Source organism: Streptomyces sp. SAJ15, from assembly GCF_007595705.1.
In the GTDB taxonomy this organism is placed as follows: domain Bacteria; phylum Actinomycetota; class Actinomycetes; order Streptomycetales; family Streptomycetaceae; genus Streptomyces.
Window position 1 is genome coordinate 102,639 of sequence record NZ_NISY01000009.1, and the last position, 25,521, is coordinate 128,159.

The window sequence follows — 25,521 nt, forward strand, 5'->3', positions numbered from 1 at the left end:
TCCTGTGACAGGTACGGCTGTGTGACCTGCGCGACACTCGGGTTCACGTCCGTGCAGTTATTGCACTGCTGTGCAGCGACTGCATGAAGATATACTTATTCCCTGAGGGGGCGTCAAGCCCCGCCCAATCCAGACCCGGGGAGCGACAGGGCCCGATGACCAGTGACGATCCAGTCCGCCGCGGTGGCCGTGAAGCGCAGCGCCGCCGCACCCGCAAGGCGATCGTCGACGCGGCGGTCCGGCTGAGCGCCGGCGGAGCGACGCCGTCCATCGACGAGATCGCGGCCGCCGCCGACGTGTCACGGCGCACGGTCTACGCGTACTTTCCGAGCCTCGACCACCTGCTGATCGACGCGACCGCCGGCGCGCTCAACGAGCCCCCGGTCGAGGAGGCGCTGGCCGACCCCTCGATCGCCGACGACCCCGCAGCCCGGGTGGACGCCCTCATAAGGACGCTGTTGAGGTACTCACCGCAGTCGCTTCCCCTTGGCCGCCGACTGATCCGCCTGACCGTCGATCCACCGGTGAGCGAAACCCCGGAGCCGGCCACCCCGCGCCGCGGCCCCCGCCGGATCGAATGGCTGGAGCAGGCTTGCGCACCTCTCCGCGACACCCTGAGCCAGGAGTCGTACCAGCGGCTGATCTCGGCCCTGACCATCGTGGTCGGCTGGGAGGCACAGATCGCTCTGCGCGACGTCCGCGGCCTTGGCCCGGAGGCCGAAGAGGAGGCCATCACCTGGGCGGCACGAGCCCTGGTGGAGGCGGCGATCAGGGAACACGAAGCGGACAGCCCGCAAGGCGACGGCCCCCGTGCGCCGGCCGGCTCTGACGGCGGAACTCGCGCAGAAAAGGGCCCAAAAAAATCGGATGGCGATGTCGAGAACCCGCGTCCGGCTCCGTCCCCGGGGTGAACGCGACCACAATGGGTCGCACCAGCACCGAGGAGAACCACGATGGCCAAGTACCTGCTGCTCAAGCACTACCGCGGCGCCCCGGCTTCGATCAACGACGTGCCGATGGACCAGTGGACGCCGGAGGAGATCTCGGCGCATGTGCAGTACATGAACGACTTCGCGGCCCGACTCGAGAGGACCGGCGAGTTCGTCGACGGTCAGGCGCTCGCCCCCGAGGGCGCGTGGGTCCGGTACGACGGTGAGGGGCGCCCGCCGGTCACCGACGGACCGTTCGCCGAGACCAAGGACCTCATCGCCGGCTGGATGATCATCGACGTCGACAGCTACGAGCGGGCCGTCGAGCTGGCCGGGGAGCTGTCGGCCGCGCCGGGGGCCGGCGGCAGGCCGATCCACGAGTGGCTGGAGGTGCGCCCGTTCCTGACCGCGCCGCCCACCATCACGGAATGACGTGACCCATGGACGAGGTCCTGCTCCGGAGCCTCACGCCGAGCGTGCTCACCGTCCTCGTCCGCCGCGGAGCCGACTTCGCGGCGGCCGAGGACGCCGTGCAGGACGCTCTGGTCGAGGCGCTCCGGGTCTGGCCGGCCGACCCTTCCCCGAGTTCTCCGCCTCGCTCGAGCCGGGGAGACGCCGTTCGGGATGCCAAGGGCTGGCTGGTCACCGTGGCCTGGCGCAAGTTCCTCGACGCGACGCGCGCCGACGCCGCCCGCCGCCGGCGTGAGGACCGCGTCGAGAAGGAGCCGGCGCCCGGGCCCGCGCCCGCGGTGGACGACACGCTCCAGCTCTACTTCCTGTGTGCCCACCCGTCGCTGACACCGGCGTCCGCGGTCGCGCTCACCCTGCGCGCCGTCGGCGGGCTCACCACCCGTCAGATCGCCCAGGCCTATCTGGTGCCCGAGGCGACCATGGCGCAGCGGATCAGCCGGGCCAAGCGCACCGTCTCCGACGTGCGATTCGACCGGCCCGGCGATGTCGCCACCGTGCTGCGCGTCCTCTACCTGGTCTTCAACGAGGGTTACTCCGGCGATATCGACCTCGCCGCCGAGGCCATCCGGCTCACTCGGCAACTCGCGGCCGCCGTCGACCACCCGGAGGTGGCCGGGCTGCTCGCCCTCATGCTGCTCCACCACGCCCGACGCGCCGCCCGCACCGCGCCCGACGGCAGCCTGGTGCCGCTCGCCGAGCAGGACCGCGGCCGGTGGGACACCGCGTTGATCGCCGAGGGCGTCGGGATCCTCCAGGCGGCCCTCGCCCGCGACCGGCTGGGTGAGTTCCAGGCGCAGGCCGCCATCGCGGCACTCCACGCTGACGCGCCCACCGCCGAGGAGACCGACTGGGCGCAGATCGTCGAGTGGTACGACGAGCTCACGCGCCTGACCGACAGCCCGGTCGTCCGGCTCAACCGCGCGGTCGCCGTCGGCGAGGCCGACGGACCGCGCGCCGGCCTGGCGGCGCTCGCGGCGCTGGACGACTCTTACCCAAGCTCGGCGAGCAGGGGATACCCCATACCCCGTTATGCCGCGGTGGCGGCGTACCTCCACGAACGCGACGGCGACCTGGCCACGGCGGCACGGCTGTACGCCGAGGCGGCCCACAAGGCACCCAACCTGGCCGAGCGCGACCACCTGACGCGCCAGGCCGCCCGGCTCAACGCCCGCCGATGTCGCTGACGGGTCGCACTGAGTGGAATCCGCTGGCACCCGCTTCCGTATGCGCCGGGCCGCGACGTGGAAGATCGGCGGCCACCTGGCCGTACGTGGCGTACGTGGCGCGGGGGGCGAAGTCGTGGGCGGGCCGGTCGGCCCCGCGCTGGACGCCCAGGACCTGGCCAGGGCGGCCAGCGCCGCGGCGAGACTCGGGGAGGGCGTTCGTCCCGGTGGCCTCCTTCGCGGCGATCAGCGGTGGTCGGGGTTCAGCAGCGCGGCGGCCGCGGCGATGAAGGCCCCGGACGCCTCCTTGGCCGCACGCCGCAGGGCGTCCAGCTCGGCGCGGCCGGTGGCATTGCGCAGGGCGTAGGTGGCATCGGCGGCCTGCTGGGCAGGGCCGGCCAACTCGGGAACCAGGACCTGGAGGCGGACGTGGGGCGCGGTGATCGCCGTCCGGGTGTCGTGGGACTTCGTCTGGGCCTCCAGCTGGTGCTCGGCGCCGGCCTCGATCAGGGCCAGGCGCTCCCGGTGGAACATCGCCGAGCGGTGCGCGTCCAGGGCGGTCGCGAAGTCGGTGACGGCGCCGAGCCGGTCCTGGCGGTGGCTGTCGACGCGCTGCTCAGCGCGTGCGGAGACGGCGGCGCGGTGCTGAAGGAGTCCGGCGGTCAGGGCGCCGGCCAGGGTGCCGATCACGGCGACGATCGAAGACCACATGGGTGTCGGGTCCTCTCCAGGTGCGGGTCGGAATGGGTGGTCAAGCCAGGGCAGACGGTGGCCATGGCGAGCGGCAGGAAGCCGAGGAGGCCGCGGTGGTGCCGGTCCCCGTCGGCCCCGGGAGCCGCCCCCTGCACCGTCGTGCGCGAACGCTCACGCCACCGCCGCTGCTATGCCACTGGGGTGCCGTGCCGGCCGATACCGGCGTGGCATCCGACATCGGCGCCTGGCCCCCTTTAGGCACAACAATCATGCTCACTCGCGTGGCGTCGTGTTCCCCGACGTTACGCGGGTGAGCATGTGCAGACCCAGCCCTCTTCCCGCACCGAGGCGATGCGATGCCCGACCGCGCTGACCAAGACCGCCCCGAGGGCGCCGCGCCAAGGGGGATCGCGCGGCGACGGCCGCCGGAGCAGTGGCTGTTCAGCGGCATCTACGGACTGGTACTGGCCAGCGCCATGGTGGCCGCGCTGGACGCGACGGGCGAGACAGTCGATCCCGGTTCGGACGCGCTGTGGGTCCTGCTCACCGCGCTGGCGTCGAGTGCCGCCCATGGGTACGCGCACGTCATCGCCCAGCGTGCGTCCGTCGGCGGGGCGGCCAGCACGAGCAGACTGCGGTCGGTGCTCGCCGAGTGGCCACTGGTCGCCGCCGTGCTGCCCACGGTGGGGATACTGCTTGCCGCGGTAGCCGGGTGGTGGGCGGAGGCCACGGCGGTAGACGCCGCCCTGCTGTTCAACACCTTCGCCTTGTTCGGCTTGGGCGCTTCGGCCGCCCGCACCGCTGGGCACCGGTGGCCGTCCTCGTGCCGGGCGGGATGCCTCGACATGCTGATCGGCCTAGTGATCATTGGTGCGAATGCCCTGATTCATTAGCCGGGCCGTCGGGTGCCAAAACCGGGGCCGTCCAACAGCGGCAAAGCGCTGGCTCCAGTTCGGGCAGGTCTGCGCAGTCGGATCTCTCCGTACTCCTCTCAGCTGGTGTGAAGGATCCGAAAGCGATGGGGTTCCACCGGATCCCGATCGACGACTTGGACTGACGTCCAAGCCCATTGCCAAACGCTGATGCCCGGCGTGCGGGAGAACCAGATCTGCCCGCGGGTGCCTTCGCCGCGACACGTGGCCAGGATTCGGCAATGCGCGCCCGGTCCGCGCCGTGAGAACGCAGCACGTCGGCGAGGACGGTGACCGTGTCGTACCCCTCGAAGGCGACGAAGGAGGGCGCTTCGCCCAGCCGCTCGCGGAGGGCCGTCTCGACTCGTGCACCGAGTGGGCTGAGACGCTCGGGCAGGTAGCGCAGGAACGGGATCGCTGAGCCGTCGTCGCCCAGCAGTGCCGCCCATTCGGCGAACTCCGGTTGCCCTGCCGGAGCACCGATCATGATCTCGGTGAGGCGCTGGTCGCGACGGACGGACCTGACGATCGACACTGCCGGCTCCGGGTGGCCGGTCAGCAGGAGGAGGGCTGTCGCACGATGGTGGACGAGTTCGTCGCACACGGCCGTGGGGGCGAGCGTGCCCATGTCGAGTTCGATGACGGTGCCGCCGCGTGGAGCGAGGTAGTCCCGCAGGATGCGGGCCCCAGATGCCCAGTAGACACTCGGCTGGGCTGCTACGGCGATTCGACTGTGGCCCGCGCTGAGGAGGAAGTCTGCGTAGATCTGCCAGCCGTGGGACTGCGCCGGGCAGAGGCGCGCGCCCCATTCAGTCGGCTGTTCGGTGAGCGCGTCGAGAACCGCCGACGAGCAGAGGAACGGCACGCCGAGGGCGTCGGCCCTGGCGGCGGCGGCGCGAGCGACGACGCTGTGATACTCCCCCGCCAAGGCGGCCACCCCCAGGCGAGCCAGTTCGTCTACGGCCGCCGCAGCCCTCCGTGGATCAGCCGCGGTGTCTCGGACCACCAGCTCGAGCGGTCTTCCGACGATCCCGCCGGCGTCATTGACTTCGCGAACGGCCATCTCGAGTCCAGCGAGCAAGTGCCGGCCTGCCTCGACCCAGCCAGGCCGAGTCAGCGGAACGAGAGCGCCGATCCGCACTGATGAACCGTCAGGCCACTCGGTTTCGGATGACGATGGTGACGTATTCATGCGTTGGCGTCTCCCGCGTGACGATTCGGTCGCAGGTTGCCCAGATCGCCGAGTGGCAAGGCCCGGTGATACGCGTCCATCTCATCTCGTCGCGGCGAGCGCACCTGCGTGATCATGCCGGACATTGCATCCGCCGCCCTCACCGACAGGCAACCGAATATCTGTTCGCCGCCGGAAGTGCCGCCGCGGCGACGAAGCGGCCGTGGCCCTGGTGCCGCGACTGCCCCGCGCCCGCCGGGCTGCGCGGAGCGACCATGGCCGGGGGCGTGCGGCGGTCAGAGGCGAATGCGGTAGACCCGCCTGGTGTCGGGGTGTTCGGCGAGGCCCCAGAGGGCGCCCCCGCTGGCCCGTGGCTGGTATGTTCCGGACAGGGGGCCAGGCGGCTCACCCCGCGGGCTGGCCGCTCCGGCGACAAGCCGAAGGTCGGTGTGGGGGGATTTCCACAATCGGAGCGGCGCTCTCGCCCTCTGCCCCTGCATACCCTTCGACACGGACCACGTCGACCGAACCGAGGGCAGGGGGACCATGAACGTCAACAGGCGTGACTTCCTTGGAGGTTCACTCGCGGCCGCCGCTGCGATCGGTCCGCTGGGCACCATCGCCTCCTCAGCACACGCCTCTCCACAGGCCCGCGCAGCGGAGCGCTCGACCTTCGACCTCGCTCTGGTCGACGCCAAGAACGGCGTGGTGGAGAACGTCAACACCGGAGACATTCGTAAGGGAACCTTCGGCAGGCCATGGGCGCGGTTCGACACCGGTGGCTGGGCCCCGCTGGAGTTCCGCCGCCGGAAGGTCAAGGGCGTGGGTCTCGTCTTCATGCTGTGCGGAGCCCACCTCAACGGAAAGAACGGACAGGTGACCATTCATCGGGAGGGCACCTCGGAGGGGATCGGGGCGGACCACGGGCTCACCATCTTCCCGCACTGCATGGAGTACCTGCCGACGGCGGATGCCGTGATCGTCGTGGGGACGAGAGGACGCGAGGACGCCGGTCCGGTGCCGCCCGGGGCGCGCCGCGGCGGAAGTTACCAGCTCTACACCGCGCCTGATGGAACTCCGGGCTCCTTCAAGCGGGTCGGGACACCACAGCCCTTCCGTCAGGCACACGCCGTTCTCTGGGATCCCTTACGCCAGTTGCTGTGGATTTACGGAGGGAACAGGCTCCAGGCGTTCAAGGTCGAGGGGCGCGGCACGAGCACCAAGCTGACGGAAGTGCCGGGCATGAACCTGGTGTCCAGAGTGCTGGAGAACGGCCACGACCTCCAGCCCGACTACGTGGACACCCGGTTCTTCTGGGCGACCGGGTCCCACTACATGTTCAAGATCTACAAGGCGGGCGACCGCCCCTCCATCTCATGGAGCCATCGCGTGCGGGAGGTGAAATCCTTCTCCCGCCACGAAAGCGGCCGCGGCATCTGGACCACCTCTCGCGACGTGGACAACCCGTACGGCGACAACAAAGTCCACTTCATGTGGCCCAATGAGACCGTCCGGCACTCCGATCGCTCGAAGTGGATCTACAAGGCGCGCCTCCTGAACCACGAGCTACCTGGTGCATAACGGCTCCACGCCCGCAACACTTCGAGGCTCCGCGACGGCACGTTCCACGAACACCGGACCCCGCGCCTCGCTTGACGAAGGACATGGAGGCACCCCCGAATCGGGAGGCGCCGGGCTCGCCCGGGGCCCGACAATGGCGTGCATGGTCGTCTTTCGCTGCCGCCGCTGTCTCGGCGATGTCACCGCACCCGTACGAGAGGTGCCGCTGCCCGATGCGGCCAGCGCCCCGGTGCCGTACGCGCTGCCGGAGGGCGAGGACTGCCCGCCGCGGATGCGTCCGGGCACCTTCGCCTACGATCCGCCGGAGGCCGGGGAGCGAGTCTTCCGGCCAGGTTTCACGGGGGCGTCCCTGGGGCTCCAGCGTGCGGGGCTGAACGGCATCGTCCTGGCCCGGGCCGATGTGCACGGCACCGAGCTCACCTCGCTGCCCGGACGGCGGAACGGCTGCTGCGGCCTGGACGGCTGCGACGGCCCGAACCTCGTCTGCCGCGGTTGCACGGCCGAAGTGGCCACTGAGCGTTCGGACTGCTGGACCCCGCAGGAGGTCGTGCTCGTTCCCACCGCGGTGGAGGCCGTCGCCACCGACTGATCACCTGGCTCATGGGGGTAACCGCCGCCACTCACGCTCAGTCTCGCCGACTCAGGCGCTCATCATCCGCCAGTGAAGCCCTCAGTCACCGGTGGTCCGAGGCCGCGTCGGGTGAACCCCGCCTACAGGTCGAACTCGATGTGCTCGAGGTCGGTGAGCTCGACCTCCAGACCTTGGGCGCGGCGGCCGTTGTCGCGGAAGTAGACCTCGCCCAGGGCCTCCGCGGCGATCTGTTGCAGATGCCGCTCTGTGGCGCCGGCCTCCTGGGCGTCGAAGAGGCGGGCGGCGTGGCGTGGCGGCAGGGCCAGGGTGAGGTGGCGCAACCGGGCGTCGTCGGTGCTGCCGGGGGCGGCGGTGAAGCCGAAGCGGGCGCGGGTGTCGATCATGATGCCGCCGGTCGTGGCCGCGACCTGCTTGGCCCTGGCCCGGACCTGCGGCTGCCACCGGCGGCGGACTTCCCGCTCCATGCGGGCGGCGAGGTGCGGCCGGGGCTTCTTGATCTGGTCCTTCACATACCGTTCGACGGTGCGCTGGGTGATGTCGAGCAGCCGGGCGACCTGCTTGGTGCTGCCCTTGTGCTGCTTGACCAGGTACCGCATCTGGGCGCCGGCGGACTTCGGGATCGGGCGCGTGAACGCCCCCTGGACCGCCTTGTCGAGCCCTTCCCCGACGGTGGCCATCGATCTCGTCTCCTACTCTCCGTTGTCCTTGGCGGTGATCTCGCCCGTTTTGATGTAGCGGGCGAGGTTGGCGACCTTGCCGTCGCTGTTCAGCTGCTCGTGCACCTCCGCGCCCCACAGCACGGTCTGGGTGCCCTCGTGCTTGACCATCCCGGGCGACACGCCGAGTCGGAAGGAGCCCGGGACGGTCTTGCCGTCGGCGCCGTACGGCAGGACGTCCAGTGGGCTGGGACCGTCGGCGGCGTACACGGCGCAGTCCGACAGGATCGCGACCGGGTACCGGCCGGTGGCCGCGGCGAGGTTGAGCATCTTGCGGTGCATGTTGATCCGGGCGCGGGAGATGACGACCGCCCGGATGTCGGGACGCCAGGTCGGCCGGGCGAGGGCCGGCCACGCCTGCCCCGGACGCCAGCCGCCACCGCGGGCCTTCTCCCGCAGCTTGCCGATGCCGCCCTTGGTGGTCATCTTGATGGCGTTCAGGACGATCGCCAGCTCGGGGTCACGCTGCTTGTAGCCGTCCATCGCCGCCAGGAACTCCGCCGGAGGCAGCTTCTCGCCGACGTCGAGGTCGCCCATGGTGTGGACGTACGCGTCGCGCAGTCGCTTGTACCAGCCGTCGAGGAACTTGCCCTTCTCCCGGCGCAGCCAGGCTTCGAGCGGGGCGACGTCGTAGCCGAGCTCCACCGCGTAGGCGACCGTGGGTGTGGCGTACCAGGCGGGGCCGGTCGGGCGCTCGCCGGTCGGTGTGAAGGGGCTGGGCAGCAGGTCGCCGTGGAGTCGGCGCCACTGCTTGCCGACCAGGACGCGGGAGAGGTCGACGTGGGAGAGGTCGACCAGCCAGGCGCCGGGCAGCGCCGGGTCGAAGACCGGGTTGGTGATGTGCTCGGGCGGCGTCGACAGGCCGACGACCGCGCCGTTCGCGGCCGCGCCGAAGGCGAGGTTGACGTCGATGCCGACCAGGTAGCGCCGCATGCACTCCTCCGCGTCGACGTCTGCGCGACGAGGTGGCGCTCGACGGGATGCCTTGACTTGAAGTGCAGTTGAGCTTCTAGCGTGTCGCTCAGATGATCAACGGGCGAGGAGAGGGGAACGCTCATGATTCTGGTGACCGGGGCGACGGGCAATGTGGGTGGTGTGTTGCTCGACGAGTTGCGCGCCTCCGGCGTCGGGCCGCTGCGGGCGCTCACGCGCGATGTCACCCGGGCCCGGTTCCCGGAAGGGGTTGAGGCGGTGAAGGGGGACTTGGCGGACCCGGTGTCGTGGAAGCCCGCGTTCGAGGGGGTGCGCTCGCTGTTCCTCGTGCCTCATCTGGGTCCGGATGCCGAGATCCTCCAGGCCGCCCGGGATGCTGGCGTCGAGCATGTGGTGCTGTTGTCATCGATCACCGTGCAGACGCATCCGCACCTGGGCCCGGCTCGAAGGAATCTGGAGGTCGAACGGCTGCTCAAGGGAAGCGGGATGGCGTGGACGGTCCTGCGACCGACACAGTTCGCGTCGAACACGTTGATGTGGGCGGCGGCCATCCGTGAGGGAGAGGCCATCCACGCGCCGTACGCGGAGGTCGCCCTGCCCACGATCCACCCCGCGGACATCGCCGCGGTGGCACGGGCGGCCCTGACCGATCCCGGCCACCGGGGACGAACCCATGCGCTCACCGGCCCCGAGCGCGTGACCCCCCGGCAGCAGGTCGCGGCGATCGCGGGCGCGCTGGGGCGTGACCTGGACTTCTTCGAGATCAGCCGGGAGCAGGCCCACGCCGGGATGGTCGCGGTCTTCGGAGCCGAGGCAGCGGACGCCGTGCTCGACGTCACGGGTGGCGACGTCAACGACGAGCTGCTGATGGTGCGCGACACGGTTGCCCGTGTCACCGGCGCCCCGGCCCGGCCCTTCCGGCAGTGGGCTTCGGAGAACGTCGCCGCCTTCCGTTGACCTCCTTGCCCAGGTCGGGGCCTCCCCCCGGTGAGGGAGCGATGCGAGGGCATCCGGGGTAGCCGGGCACACCGACAGGCCACGGAACCGCCCTCGCGGCCCTGAAAAGGCGGCCCCGCCACCCCCGCGGCCCAAGCCGATGGCCTCCGGCGTCGGCCGGTCAGGCGTCCAGGGGCCGCCAGGCTGGGCCGTCTCCGTCCTGCTCGACGCGCCCGAACACCACGTCGGCGAAGTGGACGCCGAAGCCGATCGTGCAGGGCTCGGCCAACTCGGCGACGAGGCGGCGGCGGTGGTCGGCGGTCTGGGCGGGGTCGTGGTCGAAGGCCGAGGACCAGCCGGGGTGGTCGATCTGGATCGGCGAGTGTACGGCGTCCCCGAAGGCGATCAGGCGCCGTCCGCCGCCGGTGATGACGTACTCGGCGTGCCCGACGGTGTGGCCGGGGGTGATCCGCACGCGTACGCCGGGGAAGATCTCCTGCCCGTCCGAGATCGCGCGTACGCGCGGCGCGAGGGCCGCGACCTGCTCGGTCATACCCTGGGCTTCCAGCAGGTCGCGGCGGTCCCACTCCGGCTCGGAGATCAGGTAGTCGGCGTGGGCGAACACGGGCTGGTCACCGCCGGGAGCGGGGTGACAGGCCCAGCCGAGGTGGTCGGAGTGGAGGTGGGTGAAGGCCACCGCTTCGATGTCCTCGGGACGACGGCCGAGTTCGGCCAGGCTGTCTGGGAGCGCGCCTCCGTGGATCACGCCGAGCGGGCCGTCGGGGGCCTTGAGGGTCTGCGGGCCGAAGCCCGCGTCGATCAGCAGGGCGCGGTCGCCGTGCTCCACCAGCAGGCCGCCGACGCTCCCCACGAGGTGGCCTGTCGGGTCCAGGTACTCCGGGTGCGCGGCCCATACCTCGTCGGTGGTGTCCTGGAGCAGTCGCAGCGGCCGGAGCCGTACGTCGCCGTCCGGCACGTACGACACCTTGGTGTCGCCCAGTCGTATGGAGCGGATCTTCGCCGGCCGGCGCAGTCGTTCGGCCTGATCCACCGTCATGTCAGTCATGGCTTCTCCCTTGTGGGTCGTCGTCAGATCGCCGTGGTGTTTCCTCGCGGCGACGACGCCACCATAAGAGTCAAGCTCGAATCATTCAAGCTGTAAATGTTTTAGCTTTACGGACTTGCTAGGGTGGAGCCATGACGACGCCCCCGGAGCCGCAGGCCATCGCCGAACGACAGCTGTGCGGTCTGGTGAACGGACTGGCTCAGCGCATCGCCGAGCATGTACGAGAGCGCGCCGCCACCCTGGGCCTCACCGCGTCCCAGGCGACCGCACTGCGGGAGATGAGCGGTCCGGTGACCATGCGGGAGCTCGCCGAACGCATGAGCTGCGAGCCGTCCAACACCACCTTCGTCGTCGACAAGCTGGAGAAGCAGAGCCTGGTCGAGCGCCGCCCGCACCCCACCGATCGTCGCGCCAAGCACCTCGTCCTCACCGCCGAGGGCACCGCACTGCGCGCACGCCTCCTCCTACTGCTCGCCGTGGACTCCCCGCTGGCCGGCCTCACCCTCCAGGAGCAGCGCGTCCTTCACGGCCTGCTGGAGCGGGCCATCACCGGTCCGTGAGCCGGCGTCGGCGCGGCGACCGGAGACAGTCGGTGGTGATTCCGCTCTCGGCAAACCCGCTGGACAGCAGGTCACCGCCGGCGAGGATGACGGCATGGCGCAGAACATGACGGTCCGTCGACTGGACCTGGGGTACTTCGTCCGGCCCGCATCGGAGACGGGCGGCCCGCAACCGCGGGTGGAACCCGCTCTGGCCTACCTGGTCCGGCACCACCAGGGTCTGATCCTTTTCGACACCGGCATCGGCATCGCCGATGCCGGGACCGAAGCCCACTACCGGCCCCACCGCCGAGCACTGCCGGACGCTCTGTCGGCAGCCGGGGCAGCCCCCGAGGACATCTCCCTCGTGGTCAACTGCCACCTGCACTTCGACCACTGCGGCGGGAATCCCCTGCTGGCCGGGAAGCCCATCCTGGTCCAGGACGTGGAGCTGGCCACGGCCCGCCGCGGCGACTACACGGTGGACGAGCTGATCGACTTTCCCGGCGCGACCTACGAGGAGCTCACCGGCGAGGCCGAGATCCGGCCGGGAGTCTGGATCATTCCGACACCGGGACACACTCAGGGCCACCAGTCCCTGGTCCTTCGGCAAGGCGACGGCTCCGTGATCCTCGCCGGCCAGGCGCATGACTTCGCATCCCAGTTCGCCTCAGACCACCTCGCGCGCCAAGCGGCCCTTCACGGCGCGAAACAGCCACTTCCCCCCTGTCAGCCCTGGCTGGACCGACTCGCCGACTTCGACCCGCGACGTGTGCTCTTCGCCCACGACTGCTCGGTCTGGGAACCCTCACAGGGCGACTTCTGAGATCGACCGGCTGTGACGCCGGTCAGACGGTCGCCTTCCACGCGGGTGACTCCCGTCGTCCGGTGGTGACCGCCGGCGCGGTCGACCCCGCCTCGGCCGGCTCACCGCGGTCCTCCAGGGGCGGGCCTCCCGCACTCGACGCGCACCCGTCCGGGTGGCGCGGCTCCGCTGGGCATGCCGAATGCCCGACCTCGGACGCCATCTGTGCTCCCTTGGGGTGAGGTGCCGTGCACGCCTCTCCCCGGCCGCGGCGGAACTGCCCGGAGGTGACGAGGTGCGGCGTTGGCGAGCCCTGATCGTCCTGGGGACGGCACAGTTCCTGATGGTCCTGGACACATCGGTGATGAACGTCTCGATCAGCCAGCTGGTCGAGGACTTCGACACGGACGTCACCGCGATCCAGGGCGTCATCACGCTCTACACCCTGGTCATGGCCGCCTTCATGATCACTGGTGGAAAGCTCGGCGACATGCTGGGACGCCGGCGCGGGTTCGCCATCGGACTGGTCGTGTACGGCGTGGGTTCCGCGCTCACGGCGGTAGCCCCGGTCCTGCCGGTGCTGGCCCTCGGCTGGTCGGTCATCGAGGGGCTCGGCGCGTCGCTCGTCCTGCCCGCTCTGGCCGCCCTGGTGGCCGGGGCGTACCGGGGCCGGGACCGGGCGGTCGCCTACGGGGTCATCGGTGGCCTGGCCGGAGCGGGCATCGCGGTGGGGCCGCTGGTCGGCGGTTGGGTGACGACCTACCTGACGTGGCGACTGGTGTTCGCCGGCGAGGCCGTGCTGGTCGTGGCCATGCTGTGCTGCATCGGGTGGATCCCCGACCAGCCGCGCACCGGTCCGCGGCCGCGGCTCGACGTCGTCGGAGCCCTCCTGTCCGCCCTTGGTCTGGCGCTCGTGGTGCTGGGCGTCCTGCAGAGCAGCTCCTGGGGGTGGCTGCGGCCCCGGAACTCTCCGGTCACCGTCTTCGGGTTCAGCCTCACCCTCTTCGTCATCGCCGCCGGTGTCGTCGTCCTCTGGCTCTTCCGAGAGTGGGAAAGGCACCAACTACAGCAGGGACGCGAACCCCTCATCCGGTTCTCGCTGCTCGCCGTCCCGCCCCTGCGCGCGGGCCTGACCATGCTGCTGTGTCAGAATCTCATCCTGCTCGGTCTGTTCTTCACCATCCCCCTCTACCTTCAGATCGTCCAGGGATACAACGCGTTCGAAACCGGCCTCCAACTGCTGCCGGTGTCGGTGACCATGCTCCTGTCCGCCATGAGCGGCCCCCTCCTGGGGCGTGTCGCCAGCCCCCGTACGGTGGTACGGCTCGCGCTTCTGGTGCTGCTCGCCTCGATCCTGTGGCTCCTGGCCACCGTCGAGCCACAGATCGACACGCTGTCCTTCGCCCTGTCGATGGCCCTGCTCGGACTCGGTATGGGCCTCCTCGCCTCCCAACTGGGAAACGTGACCCAGTCGAGCGTCGGGGAAGCCCGTCGCAGTGAAGTCGGCGGTCTGCAGTACACCGCCCAGAACCTCGGCTCCTCCCTCGGCACCGCACTCGTCGGCGCCCTCCTGATCGGCGCCCTCGTCAACGTGTTCACCACCCGGATCGAGAGCCACCCCGACATCTCCGAAGCGGCGCGGGAGCAGACCAGCATCGCCCTGCAGGCCGGGGTCAGCTTCGTGAGCACCGATCAGGTACGGGCCGCCGCCACGCGCGCCGGGCTGCCGCCGTCCGAGGCCGACGCCATCGTCGACGCATACGCCGACGCGCAGATCCAGGCACTCAAAGCGGCGGTCCTGGTCACCGCGGCCGTCACACTCGCCGCATTCCCGTTCACCCGCCACCTGCCGCGGCGAAAACTAGGCGAGCAGCCCAACCCCACAGGTCACCAGATGCCGTGACACCACGGCTTCGGACCTGTTCACCACGGACGCGGCGGTGTCGGCTACAGCAGCCGCTCGAAGCACAGAGAGGACTCCACCCCCGCGTACGCGCCGAAGTTCGGGATCCGCTCATATCCGGAGCGGGTGTAGAAGCGCACGGCATCTGGCTGGCGGTCTCCCGTCTCCAACCGGAGTCGGGTCCACCCCTGGGAACGCGCCCAGTCCTCCAGCGCGCGGAGAATGAGCGTCGCGGCGTGTGAGCCACGCCGATCCGGCTCGACGTACATGCGCTTGACCTCGCCCACCCCCGCACCGAGATCACGCAGCCCTCCGCAACCTACGGCCACACCGTCTGGGTCGTGAGCGAGGAGGAACACCGCGACGTCCGCCGCGGACGGCGCCACACCGGGCTCGCTGTCCTCCGTGCCATAGCGGACGGCGATCTCGGCACGCTGCCGAGCCCGCAGCCTCATCGCATCAGCGTCTTCCCAGGCGACCTGTCTGATCTTCATACGCCGGATCTTCCGTCAGACGTGTTTCATCGGCGTAAAACCACCAGCCCGACGGATTCCGCCCGCACCGACGGGTCCCGCACCGACGGGTCGCGCACCGCCCGGGACCGTCACCGCGCGTCGAAGTCCGTCCCCCGGGAGACCTCCTCCCACGCGGCGAGCTCGGCCCGCACCGAGTCCAGGTGGCCGACGAGGAAGTCCACCGCGTCGCCGCCCAGGGCGAGGCGCAGCGGGGTGTTCTCGGCGTCCAGGGCCAGCCGGATCGCCGCGGCGGCCTTCGCCGGGTCTCCGGGCTGGCTGCCGTCGCCGCCCTGCACCATCTTCCGGGTGGCGCCGACGTTCTCCGCGTACGCCGGGTGTTCCTGGGAGAAGTGGGCCGCGCCCTTGCCGAACAGGTTGGTGCGGAACGCCCCGGGCTCCACGATCAGCACCTTGACGCCGAACGGGGCCACCTCGTCGGCGAGGCCCTCCGACAGTTGCTCCAGTGCCGCCTTGGTGGCGCTGTACGCGGAGAAGCCGGCGAAGGACATCTGTCCGCCGAAGCTGCTGATGTTGACGATCGCCCCGCCGCCCCGCTCGCGCATCTGCGGCAGCAACGCCCTGGTCAGCCGTGCCGGCCCGAAAACGTGCAGCTCGAACAGGTCGCGCAGCTCCTGGTCGGTGGTCTCCTCGAAGGCACCGACCTGTGTGCGGCCGGCGTTGTTCACCAGCACGTCCACCCTCCCGTAGCGAGCCAGCACGTCACCGGTCACCGCGTCGATCCGCTCGCCGTCGGTGACATCCAGGCCGATCGCCTCCACCCGGTCGGGGTGCGCGGCGACCAGGTCGGCCAGCGCCTCGGGCCGTCGGGCCGTACCGATCACCGTGTCGCCGGCGGCGAGGGCAGCCTCGGCGATGGCGCGCCCGAAACCGCTGCTCGCGCCGGTGACCAGCCAGACCTTGCCGTTCTCGGTCATCTCTTCGTCTCCCTCGTCAACCGTCGTCCGGGACCTCCCCGTCGACAGCCCCCATCCTTCGCCGTGATCCATGATCAGGTCCAAGACCTGTTGTGATAGCCATGGGTTATGGATGTCCATGGACGCGATCTGCGCTACTTCGCCGCGGTCGCCGAGGAGTTGAGCTTCACGCGGGCGGCCGAGCGGCTGTTCGTCTCCCAGCCCGCGCTCAGCAAGCAGATACGGATGCTGGAGAAGCAGTTGGACGCGAGGCTGTTCCATCGGGACCGGCGGGCGGTGCGGCTGACCGCGGTAGGGGAAGCCCTGCTGCCACACGCCCGCGGAGTACTGGCCGCATGGGAGGCCGCCGCGGCGGCGGTGGAGGAGGCCAGGACCGCCGAGCGCCACACGCTGGTGATCGGCATGTCCACCAGCCCGGGGCGCGGGCTGCTCCCCGCCCTGCGGACCCGGTTGATCTCCCAGCACCCGGCCGCACACCCCGTCCTACGGCAGGTCAACTGGGCCGATCCCAGCGCCGGGCTGGCGGACGGTTCCAGCGATGTCGCCTTCGTCTGGCTCCCCCTCCCCGACGGCCAGCGTTACCGGTACGTCGTCGTAGCCCGGGAACCACGCCTGGTGGCGCTCCCGCGGGGACACCCCCTTGCGGAGCGGGCGGCAGCCGATCGCGACGGAGCGGTGGACTTCGCCGATCTCCTCGACGAGCCCTTCCTCGCCCTTCCCCCGGAGGCCGGCCCGCTGCGGGACTACTGGCTGGCGCTGGACGCCCGAGGCGGCCACGCGCCACGGATAGGCGGCGTGGTGGCCAGTGCCGAAGAGACCCATGAGGCCGTCGCCAACGGCCAGGGTGTGGCGCTGCTGGCCACCGGCAACGCTCCACTGCTCGTCCGGGACCACGTGATCGCCGTACCGGTCCGCGGCATCTCCCCCTCCCGTCTGGCGGTGGCCGCCCGCCGGGACGACGAGCGGCCCCTGGTGCTGGCCTATCTGGCCGCGGCGGCGAAGGTGGGCGCCGAGACCTCCGGTCCGGCGGACGGCGCCTCCGGATAGCCCCCGATACGTCACGTGTCGAGGCACATGGTCGGGTCCACCGATCGGTGGACAACAGGTTCCACTGGAATGGGCTGTCGGCCGCGGCACCCCGCCGACCAGCATGAACGCATGACCAATCTCCTTGTACGCATGGCCCGATGGAGCGCTGGGCATCCCTGGCGCGCCATCGCCGGCTGGTTCCTCTTCGTCGCTCTGTGCCTCGGCGCCGGGATGGGTATCGGTGTCAACGCGACGAGCAGTGAGGACTTCCGCATCGGCGAGGCGGGTCGGGGCGAGGCCATGGCGGCCGAAGGGGGTCTGGAGCAGAAGCCGCTGGAGCGGGTACTGATCACCGCCGGGCCCGGCACCGGGCGCCTGGACCAGGCCGCCGCCCGGGCCGCCGCACGCGATGTGTCCCAGCGCATGCGGGGCCTGCCCGAAGTCCTGTCGGTGGCCGCGCCGGTGCGCTCCGCCGACGGCACGGCGCTTCGGGTCGATGTGACCTTGAAGGGCCCCGAGTTGGACGGCAAGAAGCATGTCGAGCCGCTGCGCGCGCAGACGGCCGAGGCCCAGGCCGCCCACCCCCGGCTGCGGATCGAGGAGACCGGCTCCCCCTCCATCAGCAAGGGTGTCGAGAAGCAGCGTGGCAAGGACCTCGCACGCACCGAGATCATCGCTCTGCCCGTCACCCTGCTGACGCTGTTGCTCGTCTTCCGCTCCGCGGCCATGGCGGCCGTGCCGCTGCTGCTGGCGCTCTCCTCGATCGCCGCGGCCATCGGGCTGTCGATGGTGGCCTCGCACGCCTTCCCGGACGCCGGCGTCGGCACCAACATCATCCTGCTGATCGGCATGGCCGTCGGCGTCGACTACACGCTCTTCTACCTCAAGCGGGAACGTGAAGAGCGCGCCCGCCACGGCGGTCGACTCGACACCCGCGCCCTGGTGGAGATCGCCGCCGCCACCTCGGGGGGGGGCCGTGGTGGTGTCGGGACTCGCCGTCGCCGTCTCCAGCGCCACCCTGTACCTGGCCGACGATGTCATCTTCTCGTCCATCGCCACCGGCGCCATCGTGGTCACCCTGGTCGCCGTCGTGAGTTCGCTCACCGTGTTGCCCGCCCTCCTCGCCAAGCTCGGCGCGTGGGCCGAGCGCCGCGCGACCCGTAAGGCGGAACGCGCCGCCCGACGCGGCGGCGCCGCGCGGTCCACGGACCAACCGGCCACGGCCGTCTCCCCCGCCGCGCCGGGGAAGTGGTCGCCGGCGAAGTGGTCGCCGCGGAGGCGGTCGCCGCGGTCCCAGGACGGGCCGGGGCGGTTCACCGCCGCCCTGCTGCGCTCCACCGCCCGGCGGCCCGCCGCCACCCTGGCCGTCGCGGTCACGACCATGCTCGCCCTCGCCACGCCGCTGCTCGGGCTCCATCTCACCGACATGGGACGCGAGACCCACCCCCGCACCATCCCCGCCATGCAGACCTACGACCGGCTCAACCACGCCTTCCCCGAACTGAAGTCGATGCACCAGGTCGTCGTACGAGCCGAGCCCTCCCGGGGACGAGAGGTGACCGCCGCGCTGCGGGCGCTGGCCGCGCGCGCGAGCAAGGATCCGCTGTTCGCCGGCACCGCTGAGCTGCGTACCTCACCGGACCGGCGCATCAGCCTGCTGGAACTCTCCGTCCCGCACCCTGTGAGCGCCCAGGCCGCCCTGACCTCTCTGGAGCGGGTACGGAACGACTACCTGCCGGCCACCGTCGGAGGACTGAGGGGAGTCGAGTCCGCCGTGACCGGCGATGTCGCCCGCTACGCCGACTACCCCGAACACCAGAAGCACAAGCTCCCCCTGATCATCGGCGCGCTGCTCCTGGCGACCTTCGCGATGACCGTATGGGCGTTCCGCTCCCTCGTCCTCGGCCTCGTCGGCGTCGTCCTCAACCTGCTGTCCGCGGCCGCCTCGCTGGGGCTGCTGGTCCTGGTCTTCCAGGGCGACTGGGCCGAAGGGCTCCTCGACTTCACCTCCACCGGCTCGATCGGGTCACGCGTCCCCCTCTTCCTCTTCGTGATCCTCTTCGGCCTGTCCATGGACTACCAGGTGTTCGTCATCAGCCGCATCCGCGAAGCCGCGCTGCGCGGCACACCCACTCGTCAGGCCGTGCTGGACGGCATCGGCAACTCCGCCGGTGTGGTCACCAGCGCCGCGTTCGTGATGGTCACGGTGTTCGCCAGCTTCGTCCCCCTCCACATCATGGAGATGAAGCAGATCGGCTTCAGCCTCGCGGCCGCCGTACTCCTGGACGCCTTCGTCATCCGCATCCTGATCCTGCCGGCCCTCATGCTGCTCCTCGGCGAAGCCAGCTGGTGGCCCTCACGCGGCGTGGCCCGCGCACGGTCCACCACCTCGGCGGCCCGCCCGTCGGAAAACGTAACCTGACCTCCATGGACCGACCACCGCAGGCCGAAGACCCGTTCCCGATACGACGACTCCGCCGGTGGTACACCGGGTGCTGGCTCCTGTTCGGCCCCACCCCCTCGGTCCTGGGGACCCTCGACGACACCGGGCCGGCGACCTACGCGTCGCTGGCCCTGGTGGCCGTCATCACCACCGGGTTCGCGGTCCTGGAGACCCGCCCCCACAACCCGCTGCTGCCCCCCGCCGCCTACCTGTGGGTCCTCGCCCTCGGGATCGGCGCGATGTCCGTACTGCCGGGCGGCGGTGCGGCGTTGCTGATCGTCTCCCTCCCGATCTTCTGGATCCACACCGACCACCCACACACCGCGATCGTCATCAGCGGCGTCGCGGCCGTGGCGACCACCGCCGGCAGCATCGTGAAGAACGCCGCGGTCACCGGCAACGCCGTCTTCGCCGTCCTCGGCTATACCGCCGGCGTACTCGGCGGACTCCTCATCCACCGCATCACCCAGCAGGGCGAGGAACAGGCCCACCTCCTCGGCGCGGCGCTGGAAGACACCCAACAGCGGTTGGCCGAGGCACACCGCAGTCAGGGAGCGGCCGAGGAGCGCGAACGTCTCGCCCGCGAAATCCACGACACCCTGGCCCAGGGCTTCGCCTCCATCGTCGTCCTCGCCGAAGCGGCCCGCTCCGCCCTGCGGGAGGACCCGGCGAGGACCGCCCAGCAGTTGGTGTCGATCGAACAGACGGCGCGGGAGAACCTCGCCGAGGCGCGCGTCCTGGTCGGCGCCGCACCGCAGACCGGCCTCACCCCCGGATCGATCGCCCAGACCCTACGTCGCACCCTGGACCGCTTCACCCAGGACACCGGACTCACCGTCGAGGCCGAACTCCCCGACGTCACCTGCGACCAACAAACGCGGATCGCTCTGCTGCGCTGCCTTCAGGAGTCACTGGCCAACATACGCAAACACGCCGACGCCACCACCGTCAGCGTCTTCCTCGCCTCCGAGGCCCACACCATCGAACTGGAGATCACCGACGACGGGCGCGGCTTCGACGTCGACGGCTCCCACGGCTTCGGCCTCAACGGCATGCGCAAGCGCATGGCCGAGCTCGACGGCGAACTCACCATCACCAGCTCCCCCGGCGAAGGCACCCGCCTCCTCGCCCAACTCCCCACGAAGGGCCGGGAATGACATGGCAGACATGACGCGGGACTCCGTGCGGGACACCGTCCGCATCATCGTCGTCGACGACCACACCGTCATGCGCGCCGGCGTCATCGCCCTGCTCGCCTCGGAGCCCAGCATCGACATCGTGGGCGAGGCCGGCGACGGCCGTGCCGGGGTCGAGCTCGTTCAGCGGCTACGCCCCGACGTGGCCCTCGTCGACCTGCGGATGCCCGTGCTCGACGGAACATCCGCCACGGCCGAGATCGTCGCCGGGGACACCGGCACCCGGGTGCTGATCCTGACCACGTATGAGACCGACGTCGAAATCGAACGTGCCGTGGAGGCGGGGGCCATCGGCTACCTCCTCAAGGACACCACCCGCGAACAACTCACCGACGCCGTACACTCCGCGGCCCGCGGCGAGACCGTCCTCGCCCCCCGCGTCGCCCAACGCCTGATGGCCCGGATACGCCAACCCGCGCCCCCCGCGCTCACCCCACGCGAAACCGACATCCTGCACGGGGTCGCCGACGGCCTCACCAACACCCAGATCGCCACCCGACTCACCATCGGTGAAGCGACCGTCAAGACCCACCTCCTCCGCATCTACGCCAAGCTCGATGTCAACGACCGCACCCACGCCGTCATCAAGGCCCTCGACCACAACCTCCTCACCCGACCACGGCCCGGAACACCGCGGTAGCAGGCGTCGGTCGGAAGCCGGTGCGGTCAGAGGTCGGCGAGGTCCAGGGCGGCGCCGACGATGGAGTCGGCGTCGATGCCGTGGTAGCGGTAGACGTCGTCGATGGTGCCGCTCTGGCCGAAGCGCGACACACCCAGCGTCTGCACCGGCATGTTGTTGACCGTGCCGAGGAAGGCCAGGGTGTGCGGGTGGCCGTCCACGACGGTGACCAGCGGGGTGGCCCGGTCGGCGGGGAAGACCTGGTCGAGGATCCAGGACGGGCCCTCCTCACGCCCCTGTCGCGCCCGCGTCGCGCGGAAGAGCAGATCCGGGCTGGTGACGCAGACGACGTCCGTCGGGTGGCCGAGGGCGTCGAGGCGCTCGGCCGCGGCAAGCGCCTCGGGGACGGTGGCCCCCATCGCCGCGATGGTCAGCACCGGCCGGGAGCGGCGACGGAGGGCGTAGGCGCCGGCGACGCTCTGACGCCGGCGACGCTCGCGGGCCGCGGGATCGGCGGGGACCGCGGCGAGCTGCTGGTCGACGGGGCGGGTGGACAGCCGCAGATACGCCGACTGTCCGTCGGGGCGGCCCAGTTGGGCGAGGGAGGCGAGCAGGCACCACTCGGTGTCGATGACGAAGGCGGGTTCGTAGCTGACGCACCCGGGCTGCTCGATGCCCAGCGACGGGGTGGTGATGGACTGGTGCGCGCCACCCTCGGGAGCGAGGGTCACCCCGGAGGGGGTGCCGACGAGGATCGACTGGCCTCCGGCGTAGATGCCGAAGGACCACGGCTCCAGGGCCCGGTTGACGAAGGGGTCGTACAGGACGCCGATGGGCAGGAGTGGCTGACCCCAACGGCTCCAGGTGGTGCCCAGCTCCCCGAGCAATCCGACGAGGTTGGTCTCGGCGATGCCCAGCTCTATGTGCTGTCCGGTGGGGTGTTCCCGCCAGTGCAGGATGGTCTCGGCGTCGTCGGCGAACCAGTCCGGCCGCTCCGTGGGGGACCACACCTTGATCTTGTTGAGCCAGCCGCCGAGGTTGGTGGAGGAGCTGACATCCGGGCTCACCGTGACGATGCGCCCGGCCGCCTCGGGGGCCTGGCGGGTGAGGTCGAGCAGGACACGGCCCAGCGCCTGCTGGGTGTTGCCGGTGCCCGTGGGGGTGCGACCGATGTCGGTGGGCACGGCCGGCGGCTCCCGGGGCGGGAAGGCGGGGCGGCGCAGTCGTGCGGCGGTGCGGGCGCACAGCTCGGCCTCCGCGCTGTGCGCCGGGAAGGCGGTCCACGGGGCGTCGAGATCGGTGCCCAGCCGGGCGGCGAGCTCCCGCATCTGCTCGGCCGACATCAGCGAGGAGTGGTTCTGCGGATGGCCCTCGCTGTGCAGGCCGTGTCCCTTCACGGTGTAGGCGAAGATGACGGTGGGACGGGTGTCGTCGATGTCGTCGTACGCCTGGAGCAGGGCCTGGAGGTCGTGGCCGCCGAGGTTGCGCAGCGCCGCGTGCAGCGTCGCGTCGTCGAGTGCGGAGAGGAGCCGGGCGATGGGCTCGGCCGTCGTACCGGTGCCGGGCAGGCGCTCGCGCAGCTGCTCGGGCGTGCAGCGCAGCAGCCGCTGGTACTCGGGGTTGCCCATGGTGTCCAGCCGGGTGCGCAGTTCGGCACCGCCCGGGCGGGCGAACAGCTCCTGCAGCAGTCGTCCGTACTTGAGCGTGATCACCTGCCAGCCGGCGGCGGTGAACATCCCCTCCAGTCGACCCGCGGCGATCTCGGGAACGACGCGGTCCAGGGACTGCCGGTTGAGGTCGACGATCCACACCACCTCCCCCAGCCCCGCGACCGCCGGGTCCTGCAGCGCCTCCCAGCAGGCGCCCTCGTCCAGCTCCGCGTCACCGATCAGGGAGTACTGCCGCCCGGTTCCCGCGCCGCCGAAGTGGCCCTCCACATAGCGGCGGGCGATGGCTCCCCAGATCGGGGCGGTGGCGCCGATGCCGACCGACCCGGTGGAATAGTCCGCCGGGTCGGGGTCCTTGAGGCGGCTGGGGTAGCTCTGCAGGCCGCCGAAGGACCGCAGCGTCGTCAGATAGCGCTCGTCCAGCGTGCCCAGCAGGTAGTTGATCGCGTGCAGTACCGGCGAGGCGTGCGGTTTCACCGACACCCGGTCCCGCGCGTCGAGGCCGTGGAACCACAGCGACGTCATGATGGAGACCATCGACGCGGAGGACGCCTGGTGACCGCCGACCTTCAGCCCGTCCGGGTTGGGGCGCACCCGATTGGCGTGGTCGATGATCGCCGTCGACAGCCACAGCACGCGCCGTTCGACCGACGCCAACGCGTCCAGACGGCTCCGACCGGCGACGCCCCCCGCACCCGGAACCGCGGACGTAAGCGTGTCCGCCATGACAACCAACCCCCAACTGAGTGAACGTAGAACGGTTTCCACTTCGCGCTACGGCGAGATGATCAGCGTACTGCCGGGGTCGGTTCGCGGGGTGCCTTCGGCGGACCACCGGCGAAGGCGGGGGCGGAAGGCGGAGGCGGGTCGCGGTGGGGGCTCACCGGGTGAGCGGTGTCGGGCGCTCACCGGGTGAGCGGTGTCGGGCGCTCACCCGGTGAGCCGGGGTCAGGAGCTCGCCGGGTAGAGGAAGACGTCGTCCTCGTTGGCGAAGCGGGAGCCGAAGTCTCCGGTCCCGGTGGGGGCGTGCACGTCCGCGGGGCTCAGGGCGACGGAGCCGGTCGCGGTGAGGCCGGCGGCGGTGCCGCGCAGCGACCACACGGATCCGGTGCGGTTCTCACGGGGGGCGGAGACGGCCAGCTCGGCCTTGCCGTCCTTGGTCACGTCCAGCAGCCGAACGGCGCCGCCGAAGCGGTCACCGGCCTCGGCGACACCCGGAACCCCTCGCGTGTCCTGGTCGAACGCCTGTGCGCCGGTGCCGCGGAGACCGCCGCGGCCCCCCTTGAGCAGCACCACCGAACCGGCCGCCGCCTTGCTTCCGACAGCCTCGAAGGGCACGCCGACGGCGAGGTCCGCGTAGCCGTCGCCGGTGACGTCGCCGGCGTCCAGTCGGGCGCCGAACTGGTCGCCCTTCTCACCGGTTCCCGGAACACCGGTGGTGTTCTGGGTGATGGTGGTGGTACGGGTCCTGCTGGGGCCGCTGGACGTCCCGTAGTAGATCTTGACGGTGCCGGCGTCGTAGGGCAGGTCCTCCAGGATGCCGCCCGGGACCACCCGGGTCGCCAGGTCGCCCTTGCCGTCGCGGTCGAAGTCGCCGACCGTGGCGGCCGCCGCCGAGCCGAGCGGGGTGGGCTCCGTGGACAGGCCCGAGGGGGTGCCGCGCCAGAACCTGCCGCCCTCGGCGTGCTCCTCGAACGCGTAGAAGGTGGCGAGGTCGTCGATGCCGTCGCCGGTCATGTCGCCCGCGGTGACCAGCCACAGGTCGTTGTCGCTGAAGAACATGTCGAGCCGCTGTTCCCTGGCGGGCTCACCGGACCGCTTGAACGGGCCGAAGAGCACGGAGCGCTGCCCGCCGTCGGCGCCGTGCCGCATGAACAGGTCGGAGCGGCCGTCACCGTCGAAGTCGCCCGCGGTGAGGTCGTCGCCGACCCACCAGCCGCTGGAGCCGGCCGGTGCCTGGACGGTCGCGGCGTCCTTGCCGCCGAGGCCGCCCCGGCGGCCCCACAGCACCGTCACCGAGCCCTGGTTGCCGATGCCGTCCAGTCGCTCGTCCGAGGCCACGGCGAGGTCGGTGAGGCCGTCCCCGTCGAGGTCGCGGGCGGCCAGCCGCTGGCCGAAGTGGTCCTCGCTCTCCGCGGTGTCGGGCACGCCCGCAGTGTTCTGGCTGATCACGGTGGTGCGCGCGGCCTTGAGACCGGTCGCCGACCCGTAGCTGACGACGATGTAGCCGGCCTCGGCGCGCCCGGCGACGACGCCGCCCGGGGCGGCGGTGACGAGGTCCTGGTAGCCGTCGCCGTCGAAGTCCTCCCGCACGGACGCCGGCGCCTTGGCCGCGTGGGGCCGGGCGCCGTCCGCGTTCGGCCGCGGGCCGTCCACGGCGGAGGCGACGCCGCCGGTCAGTACGGCGGCGAGGCTGACGGCGGTGGTACAGAGCGCACGGATGCGCATGGTTCCTCCCAGGACGCGTGGAGCGTGGTTCGCGTGATCTGGAGGGTGAGACTCACCGGACCGGCGCGCGGTTGCGCGGTGAACACCAGGTGTTCGAAAGGCGACACGTCCAGATGTCTCCGGTGAGGCGTGCCGCCGGTGGGATCGTCCCCCAGATGTCGGCGCGGTCCCGGTCATGTCATCGACACGGGGTTGCCGGCGACGAGCGCGTTCGGCCCGAGAGGCGTATATGTGAAGTCATCGGAAGTGTGAAGGTGGTG

The 25,521-nt window shown here is 70.9% G+C and carries 20 protein-coding genes and 3 pseudogenes; 14 read left to right on the forward strand and 9 right to left on the reverse strand.

Annotated features, from left to right (window positions below; translation table 11 throughout):
* Nucleotides 1-155: 155 nt before the first annotated feature.
* From CD790_RS22840 to CD790_RS22850, 3 genes are read left to right on the forward strand one after another with little or no spacing between them, the layout of a single operon-like run.
* Entirely contained in the window at nt 156-911 is a 756-nt protein-coding gene (locus CD790_RS22840) for a TetR/AcrR family transcriptional regulator (protein ID WP_186319182.1), read from the forward strand.
* A 42-nt stretch (nt 912-953) separates the two neighbouring features.
* Complete coding sequence (locus CD790_RS22845) at nt 954-1,361, forward strand: YciI family protein (RefSeq protein ID WP_144385189.1); 408 nt, start codon at nt 954-956, stop codon at nt 1,359-1,361.
* Between the two features lie 8 nt (nt 1,362-1,369).
* Nucleotides 1,370-2,584, forward strand: a complete 1,215-nt coding sequence (locus CD790_RS22850) for an RNA polymerase sigma factor (protein WP_144385190.1) — start codon at nt 1,370-1,372, stop codon at nt 2,582-2,584.
* A gap of 225 nt (nt 2,585-2,809) precedes the next feature.
* Here the strand turns inward: CD790_RS22850 and CD790_RS22855 are convergent, their stop codons facing one another.
* Nucleotides 2,810-3,274 (reverse strand): hypothetical protein, encoded by a 465-nt coding sequence (locus CD790_RS22855; RefSeq protein WP_186319183.1) that lies wholly within the window; start codon nt 3,272-3,274, stop codon nt 2,810-2,812.
* Between the two features lie 338 nt (nt 3,275-3,612).
* Between CD790_RS22855 and CD790_RS22860 the strand changes: the two genes are divergently transcribed.
* Nucleotides 3,613-4,149 carry a hypothetical protein gene (locus CD790_RS22860; RefSeq protein WP_144385191.1) on the forward strand — a complete coding sequence of 179 codons (537 nt, stop codon included), beginning with the start codon at nt 3,613-3,615 and terminating at the stop codon, nt 4,147-4,149.
* Between the two features lie 98 nt (nt 4,150-4,247).
* Here CD790_RS22860 and CD790_RS22865 read toward each other — a convergent pair.
* Nucleotides 4,248-5,359: pseudogene (locus CD790_RS22865) on the reverse strand (ABC transporter substrate-binding protein).
* Nucleotides 5,360-5,884: 525 nt separating this feature from the next.
* Here CD790_RS22865 and CD790_RS22870 point away from each other — a divergent pair.
* Nucleotides 5,885-6,919, forward strand: a complete 1,035-nt coding sequence (locus tag CD790_RS22870) for a twin-arginine translocation signal domain-containing protein (RefSeq protein ID WP_144385192.1) — start codon at nt 5,885-5,887, stop codon at nt 6,917-6,919.
* A 142-nt stretch (nt 6,920-7,061) separates the two neighbouring features.
* Nucleotides 7,062-7,508: a hypothetical protein gene (locus CD790_RS22875; protein WP_144385193.1), complete on the forward strand. Its 447-nt coding sequence runs from the start codon at nt 7,062-7,064 to the stop codon at nt 7,506-7,508.
* Nucleotides 7,509-7,630: 122 nt separating this feature from the next.
* Here the strand turns inward: CD790_RS22875 and tpg are convergent, their stop codons facing one another.
* Both tpg and CD790_RS22885 read right to left on the reverse strand, forming a co-directional pair.
* Nucleotides 7,631-8,188 carry a telomere-protecting terminal protein Tpg gene (gene tpg / locus CD790_RS22880; protein ID WP_144385194.1) on the reverse strand — a complete coding sequence of 186 codons (558 nt, stop codon included), beginning with the start codon at nt 8,186-8,188 and terminating at the stop codon, nt 7,631-7,633.
* Nucleotides 8,189-8,200: 12 nt separating this feature from the next.
* Nucleotides 8,201-9,169, reverse strand: a pseudogene (locus tag CD790_RS22885) (transcriptional regulator); the annotation flags it as partial.
* Between the two features lie 114 nt (nt 9,170-9,283).
* Between CD790_RS22885 and CD790_RS22890 the strand changes: the two are divergent.
* Complete coding sequence (locus CD790_RS22890; RefSeq protein ID WP_144385195.1) at nt 9,284-10,117, forward strand: SDR family oxidoreductase; 834 nt, start codon at nt 9,284-9,286, stop codon at nt 10,115-10,117.
* A gap of 160 nt (nt 10,118-10,277) precedes the next feature.
* On the opposite strand, the gene CD790_RS22895 is transcribed toward CD790_RS22890, so the two are convergent.
* A complete protein-coding gene (locus CD790_RS22895) occupies nt 10,278-11,162 on the reverse strand; it encodes an MBL fold metallo-hydrolase (protein WP_144385196.1) in 885 nt (294 codons plus the stop codon).
* Nucleotides 11,163-11,293: 131 nt separating this feature from the next.
* On the opposite strand from CD790_RS22895, the gene CD790_RS22900 reads away from it, so the two are divergent.
* The 3 genes from CD790_RS22900 (at nt 11,294) to CD790_RS22910 (ending at nt 14,409) form a co-directional block, all read left to right on the forward strand.
* Nucleotides 11,294-11,722 (forward strand): MarR family winged helix-turn-helix transcriptional regulator, encoded by a 429-nt coding sequence (locus CD790_RS22900; protein ID WP_144385197.1) that lies wholly within the window; start codon nt 11,294-11,296, stop codon nt 11,720-11,722.
* A 94-nt stretch (nt 11,723-11,816) separates the two neighbouring features.
* Nucleotides 11,817-12,527: an N-acyl homoserine lactonase family protein gene (locus CD790_RS22905; protein ID WP_144385198.1), complete on the forward strand. Its 711-nt coding sequence runs from the start codon at nt 11,817-11,819 to the stop codon at nt 12,525-12,527.
* Between the two features lie 274 nt (nt 12,528-12,801).
* Complete coding sequence (locus tag CD790_RS22910) at nt 12,802-14,409, forward strand: MFS transporter (RefSeq protein WP_144385199.1); 1,608 nt, start codon at nt 12,802-12,804, stop codon at nt 14,407-14,409.
* A 44-nt stretch (nt 14,410-14,453) separates the two neighbouring features.
* On the opposite strand, the gene CD790_RS22915 is transcribed toward CD790_RS22910, so the two are convergent.
* On the reverse strand, nt 14,454-14,903 hold the full coding sequence (locus CD790_RS22915; protein WP_144385200.1) for a GNAT family N-acetyltransferase: 450 nt from the start codon (nt 14,901-14,903) through the stop codon (nt 14,454-14,456).
* A gap of 110 nt (nt 14,904-15,013) precedes the next feature.
* Nucleotides 15,014-15,859, reverse strand: a complete 846-nt coding sequence (locus tag CD790_RS22920; RefSeq protein ID WP_144385201.1) for an oxidoreductase — start codon at nt 15,857-15,859, stop codon at nt 15,014-15,016.
* 108 nt (nt 15,860-15,967) lie between these two features.
* Between CD790_RS22920 and CD790_RS22925 the strand changes: the two genes are divergently transcribed.
* From CD790_RS22925 to CD790_RS22940, 4 genes and pseudogenes are all read left to right on the forward strand, one after another.
* On the forward strand, nt 15,968-16,906 hold the full coding sequence (locus tag CD790_RS22925) for a LysR family transcriptional regulator (protein WP_144385202.1): 939 nt from the start codon (nt 15,968-15,970) through the stop codon (nt 16,904-16,906).
* Nucleotides 16,907-17,017: 111 nt separating this feature from the next.
* Nucleotides 17,018-19,310, forward strand: a pseudogene (locus tag CD790_RS22930) (MMPL family transporter).
* Nucleotides 19,311-19,315: 5 nt separating this feature from the next.
* Nucleotides 19,316-20,488 (forward strand): sensor histidine kinase, encoded by a 1,173-nt coding sequence (locus CD790_RS22935; RefSeq protein ID WP_144385203.1) that lies wholly within the window; start codon nt 19,316-19,318, stop codon nt 20,486-20,488.
* A gap of 10 nt (nt 20,489-20,498) precedes the next feature.
* Nucleotides 20,499-21,167, forward strand: coding sequence for a response regulator transcription factor (locus CD790_RS22940; RefSeq protein ID WP_144385280.1), 669 nt, complete (start codon nt 20,499-20,501; stop codon nt 21,165-21,167).
* 26 nt (nt 21,168-21,193) lie between these two features.
* On the opposite strand, the gene CD790_RS22945 is transcribed toward CD790_RS22940, so the two are convergent.
* Both CD790_RS22945 and CD790_RS22950 read right to left on the reverse strand, forming a co-directional pair.
* Entirely contained in the window at nt 21,194-23,539 is a 2,346-nt protein-coding gene (locus CD790_RS22945; protein WP_144385204.1) for a transketolase-like TK C-terminal-containing protein, read from the reverse strand.
* 222 nt (nt 23,540-23,761) lie between these two features.
* Nucleotides 23,762-25,261, reverse strand: a complete 1,500-nt coding sequence (locus CD790_RS22950) for an FG-GAP-like repeat-containing protein (protein ID WP_144385205.1) — start codon at nt 25,259-25,261, stop codon at nt 23,762-23,764.
* Nucleotides 25,262-25,521 lie beyond the last annotated feature (260 nt).

Coding starts and splice junctions, on each gene's coding strand:
- CD790_RS22870 (WP_144385192.1), top strand. CDS start 5,885: ATGAACGTCAACAGGCGTGACTTCCTTGGAGGTTCACTCGCGGCCGCC.
- CD790_RS22895 (WP_144385196.1), bottom strand. CDS start 11,162: ATGACTGACATGACGGTGGATCAGGCCGAACGACTGCGCCGGCCGGCG.
- CD790_RS22935 (WP_144385203.1), top strand. CDS start 19,316: ATGGACCGACCACCGCAGGCCGAAGACCCGTTCCCGATACGACGACTC.
- CD790_RS22890 (WP_144385195.1), top strand. CDS start 9,284: ATGATTCTGGTGACCGGGGCGACGGGCAATGTGGGTGGTGTGTTGCTC.
- CD790_RS22920 (WP_144385201.1), bottom strand. CDS start 15,859: ATGACCGAGAACGGCAAGGTCTGGCTGGTCACCGGCGCGAGCAGCGGT.
- CD790_RS22940 (WP_144385280.1), top strand. CDS start 20,499: ATGACGCGGGACTCCGTGCGGGACACCGTCCGCATCATCGTCGTCGAC.
- CD790_RS22850 (WP_144385190.1), top strand. CDS start 1,370: ATGGACGAGGTCCTGCTCCGGAGCCTCACGCCGAGCGTGCTCACCGTC.
- CD790_RS22925 (WP_144385202.1), top strand. CDS start 15,968: ATGGATGTCCATGGACGCGATCTGCGCTACTTCGCCGCGGTCGCCGAG.
- CD790_RS22860 (WP_144385191.1), top strand. CDS start 3,613: ATGCCCGACCGCGCTGACCAAGACCGCCCCGAGGGCGCCGCGCCAAGG.
- CD790_RS22855 (WP_186319183.1), bottom strand. CDS start 3,274: ATGTGGTCTTCGATCGTCGCCGTGATCGGCACCCTGGCCGGCGCCCTG.
- CD790_RS22900 (WP_144385197.1), top strand. CDS start 11,294: ATGACGACGCCCCCGGAGCCGCAGGCCATCGCCGAACGACAGCTGTGC.
- CD790_RS22845 (WP_144385189.1), top strand. CDS start 954: ATGGCCAAGTACCTGCTGCTCAAGCACTACCGCGGCGCCCCGGCTTCG.
- tpg (WP_144385194.1), bottom strand. CDS start 8,188: ATGGCCACCGTCGGGGAAGGGCTCGACAAGGCGGTCCAGGGGGCGTTC.
- CD790_RS22875 (WP_144385193.1), top strand. CDS start 7,062: ATGGTCGTCTTTCGCTGCCGCCGCTGTCTCGGCGATGTCACCGCACCC.
- CD790_RS22905 (WP_144385198.1), top strand. CDS start 11,817: ATGGCGCAGAACATGACGGTCCGTCGACTGGACCTGGGGTACTTCGTC.
- CD790_RS22950 (WP_144385205.1), bottom strand. CDS start 25,261: ATGCGCATCCGTGCGCTCTGTACCACCGCCGTCAGCCTCGCCGCCGTA.
- CD790_RS22840 (WP_186319182.1), top strand. CDS start 156: ATGACCAGTGACGATCCAGTCCGCCGCGGTGGCCGTGAAGCGCAGCGC.
- CD790_RS22915 (WP_144385200.1), bottom strand. CDS start 14,903: ATGAAGATCAGACAGGTCGCCTGGGAAGACGCTGATGCGATGAGGCTG.
- CD790_RS22945 (WP_144385204.1), bottom strand. CDS start 23,539: ATGGCGGACACGCTTACGTCCGCGGTTCCGGGTGCGGGGGGCGTCGCC.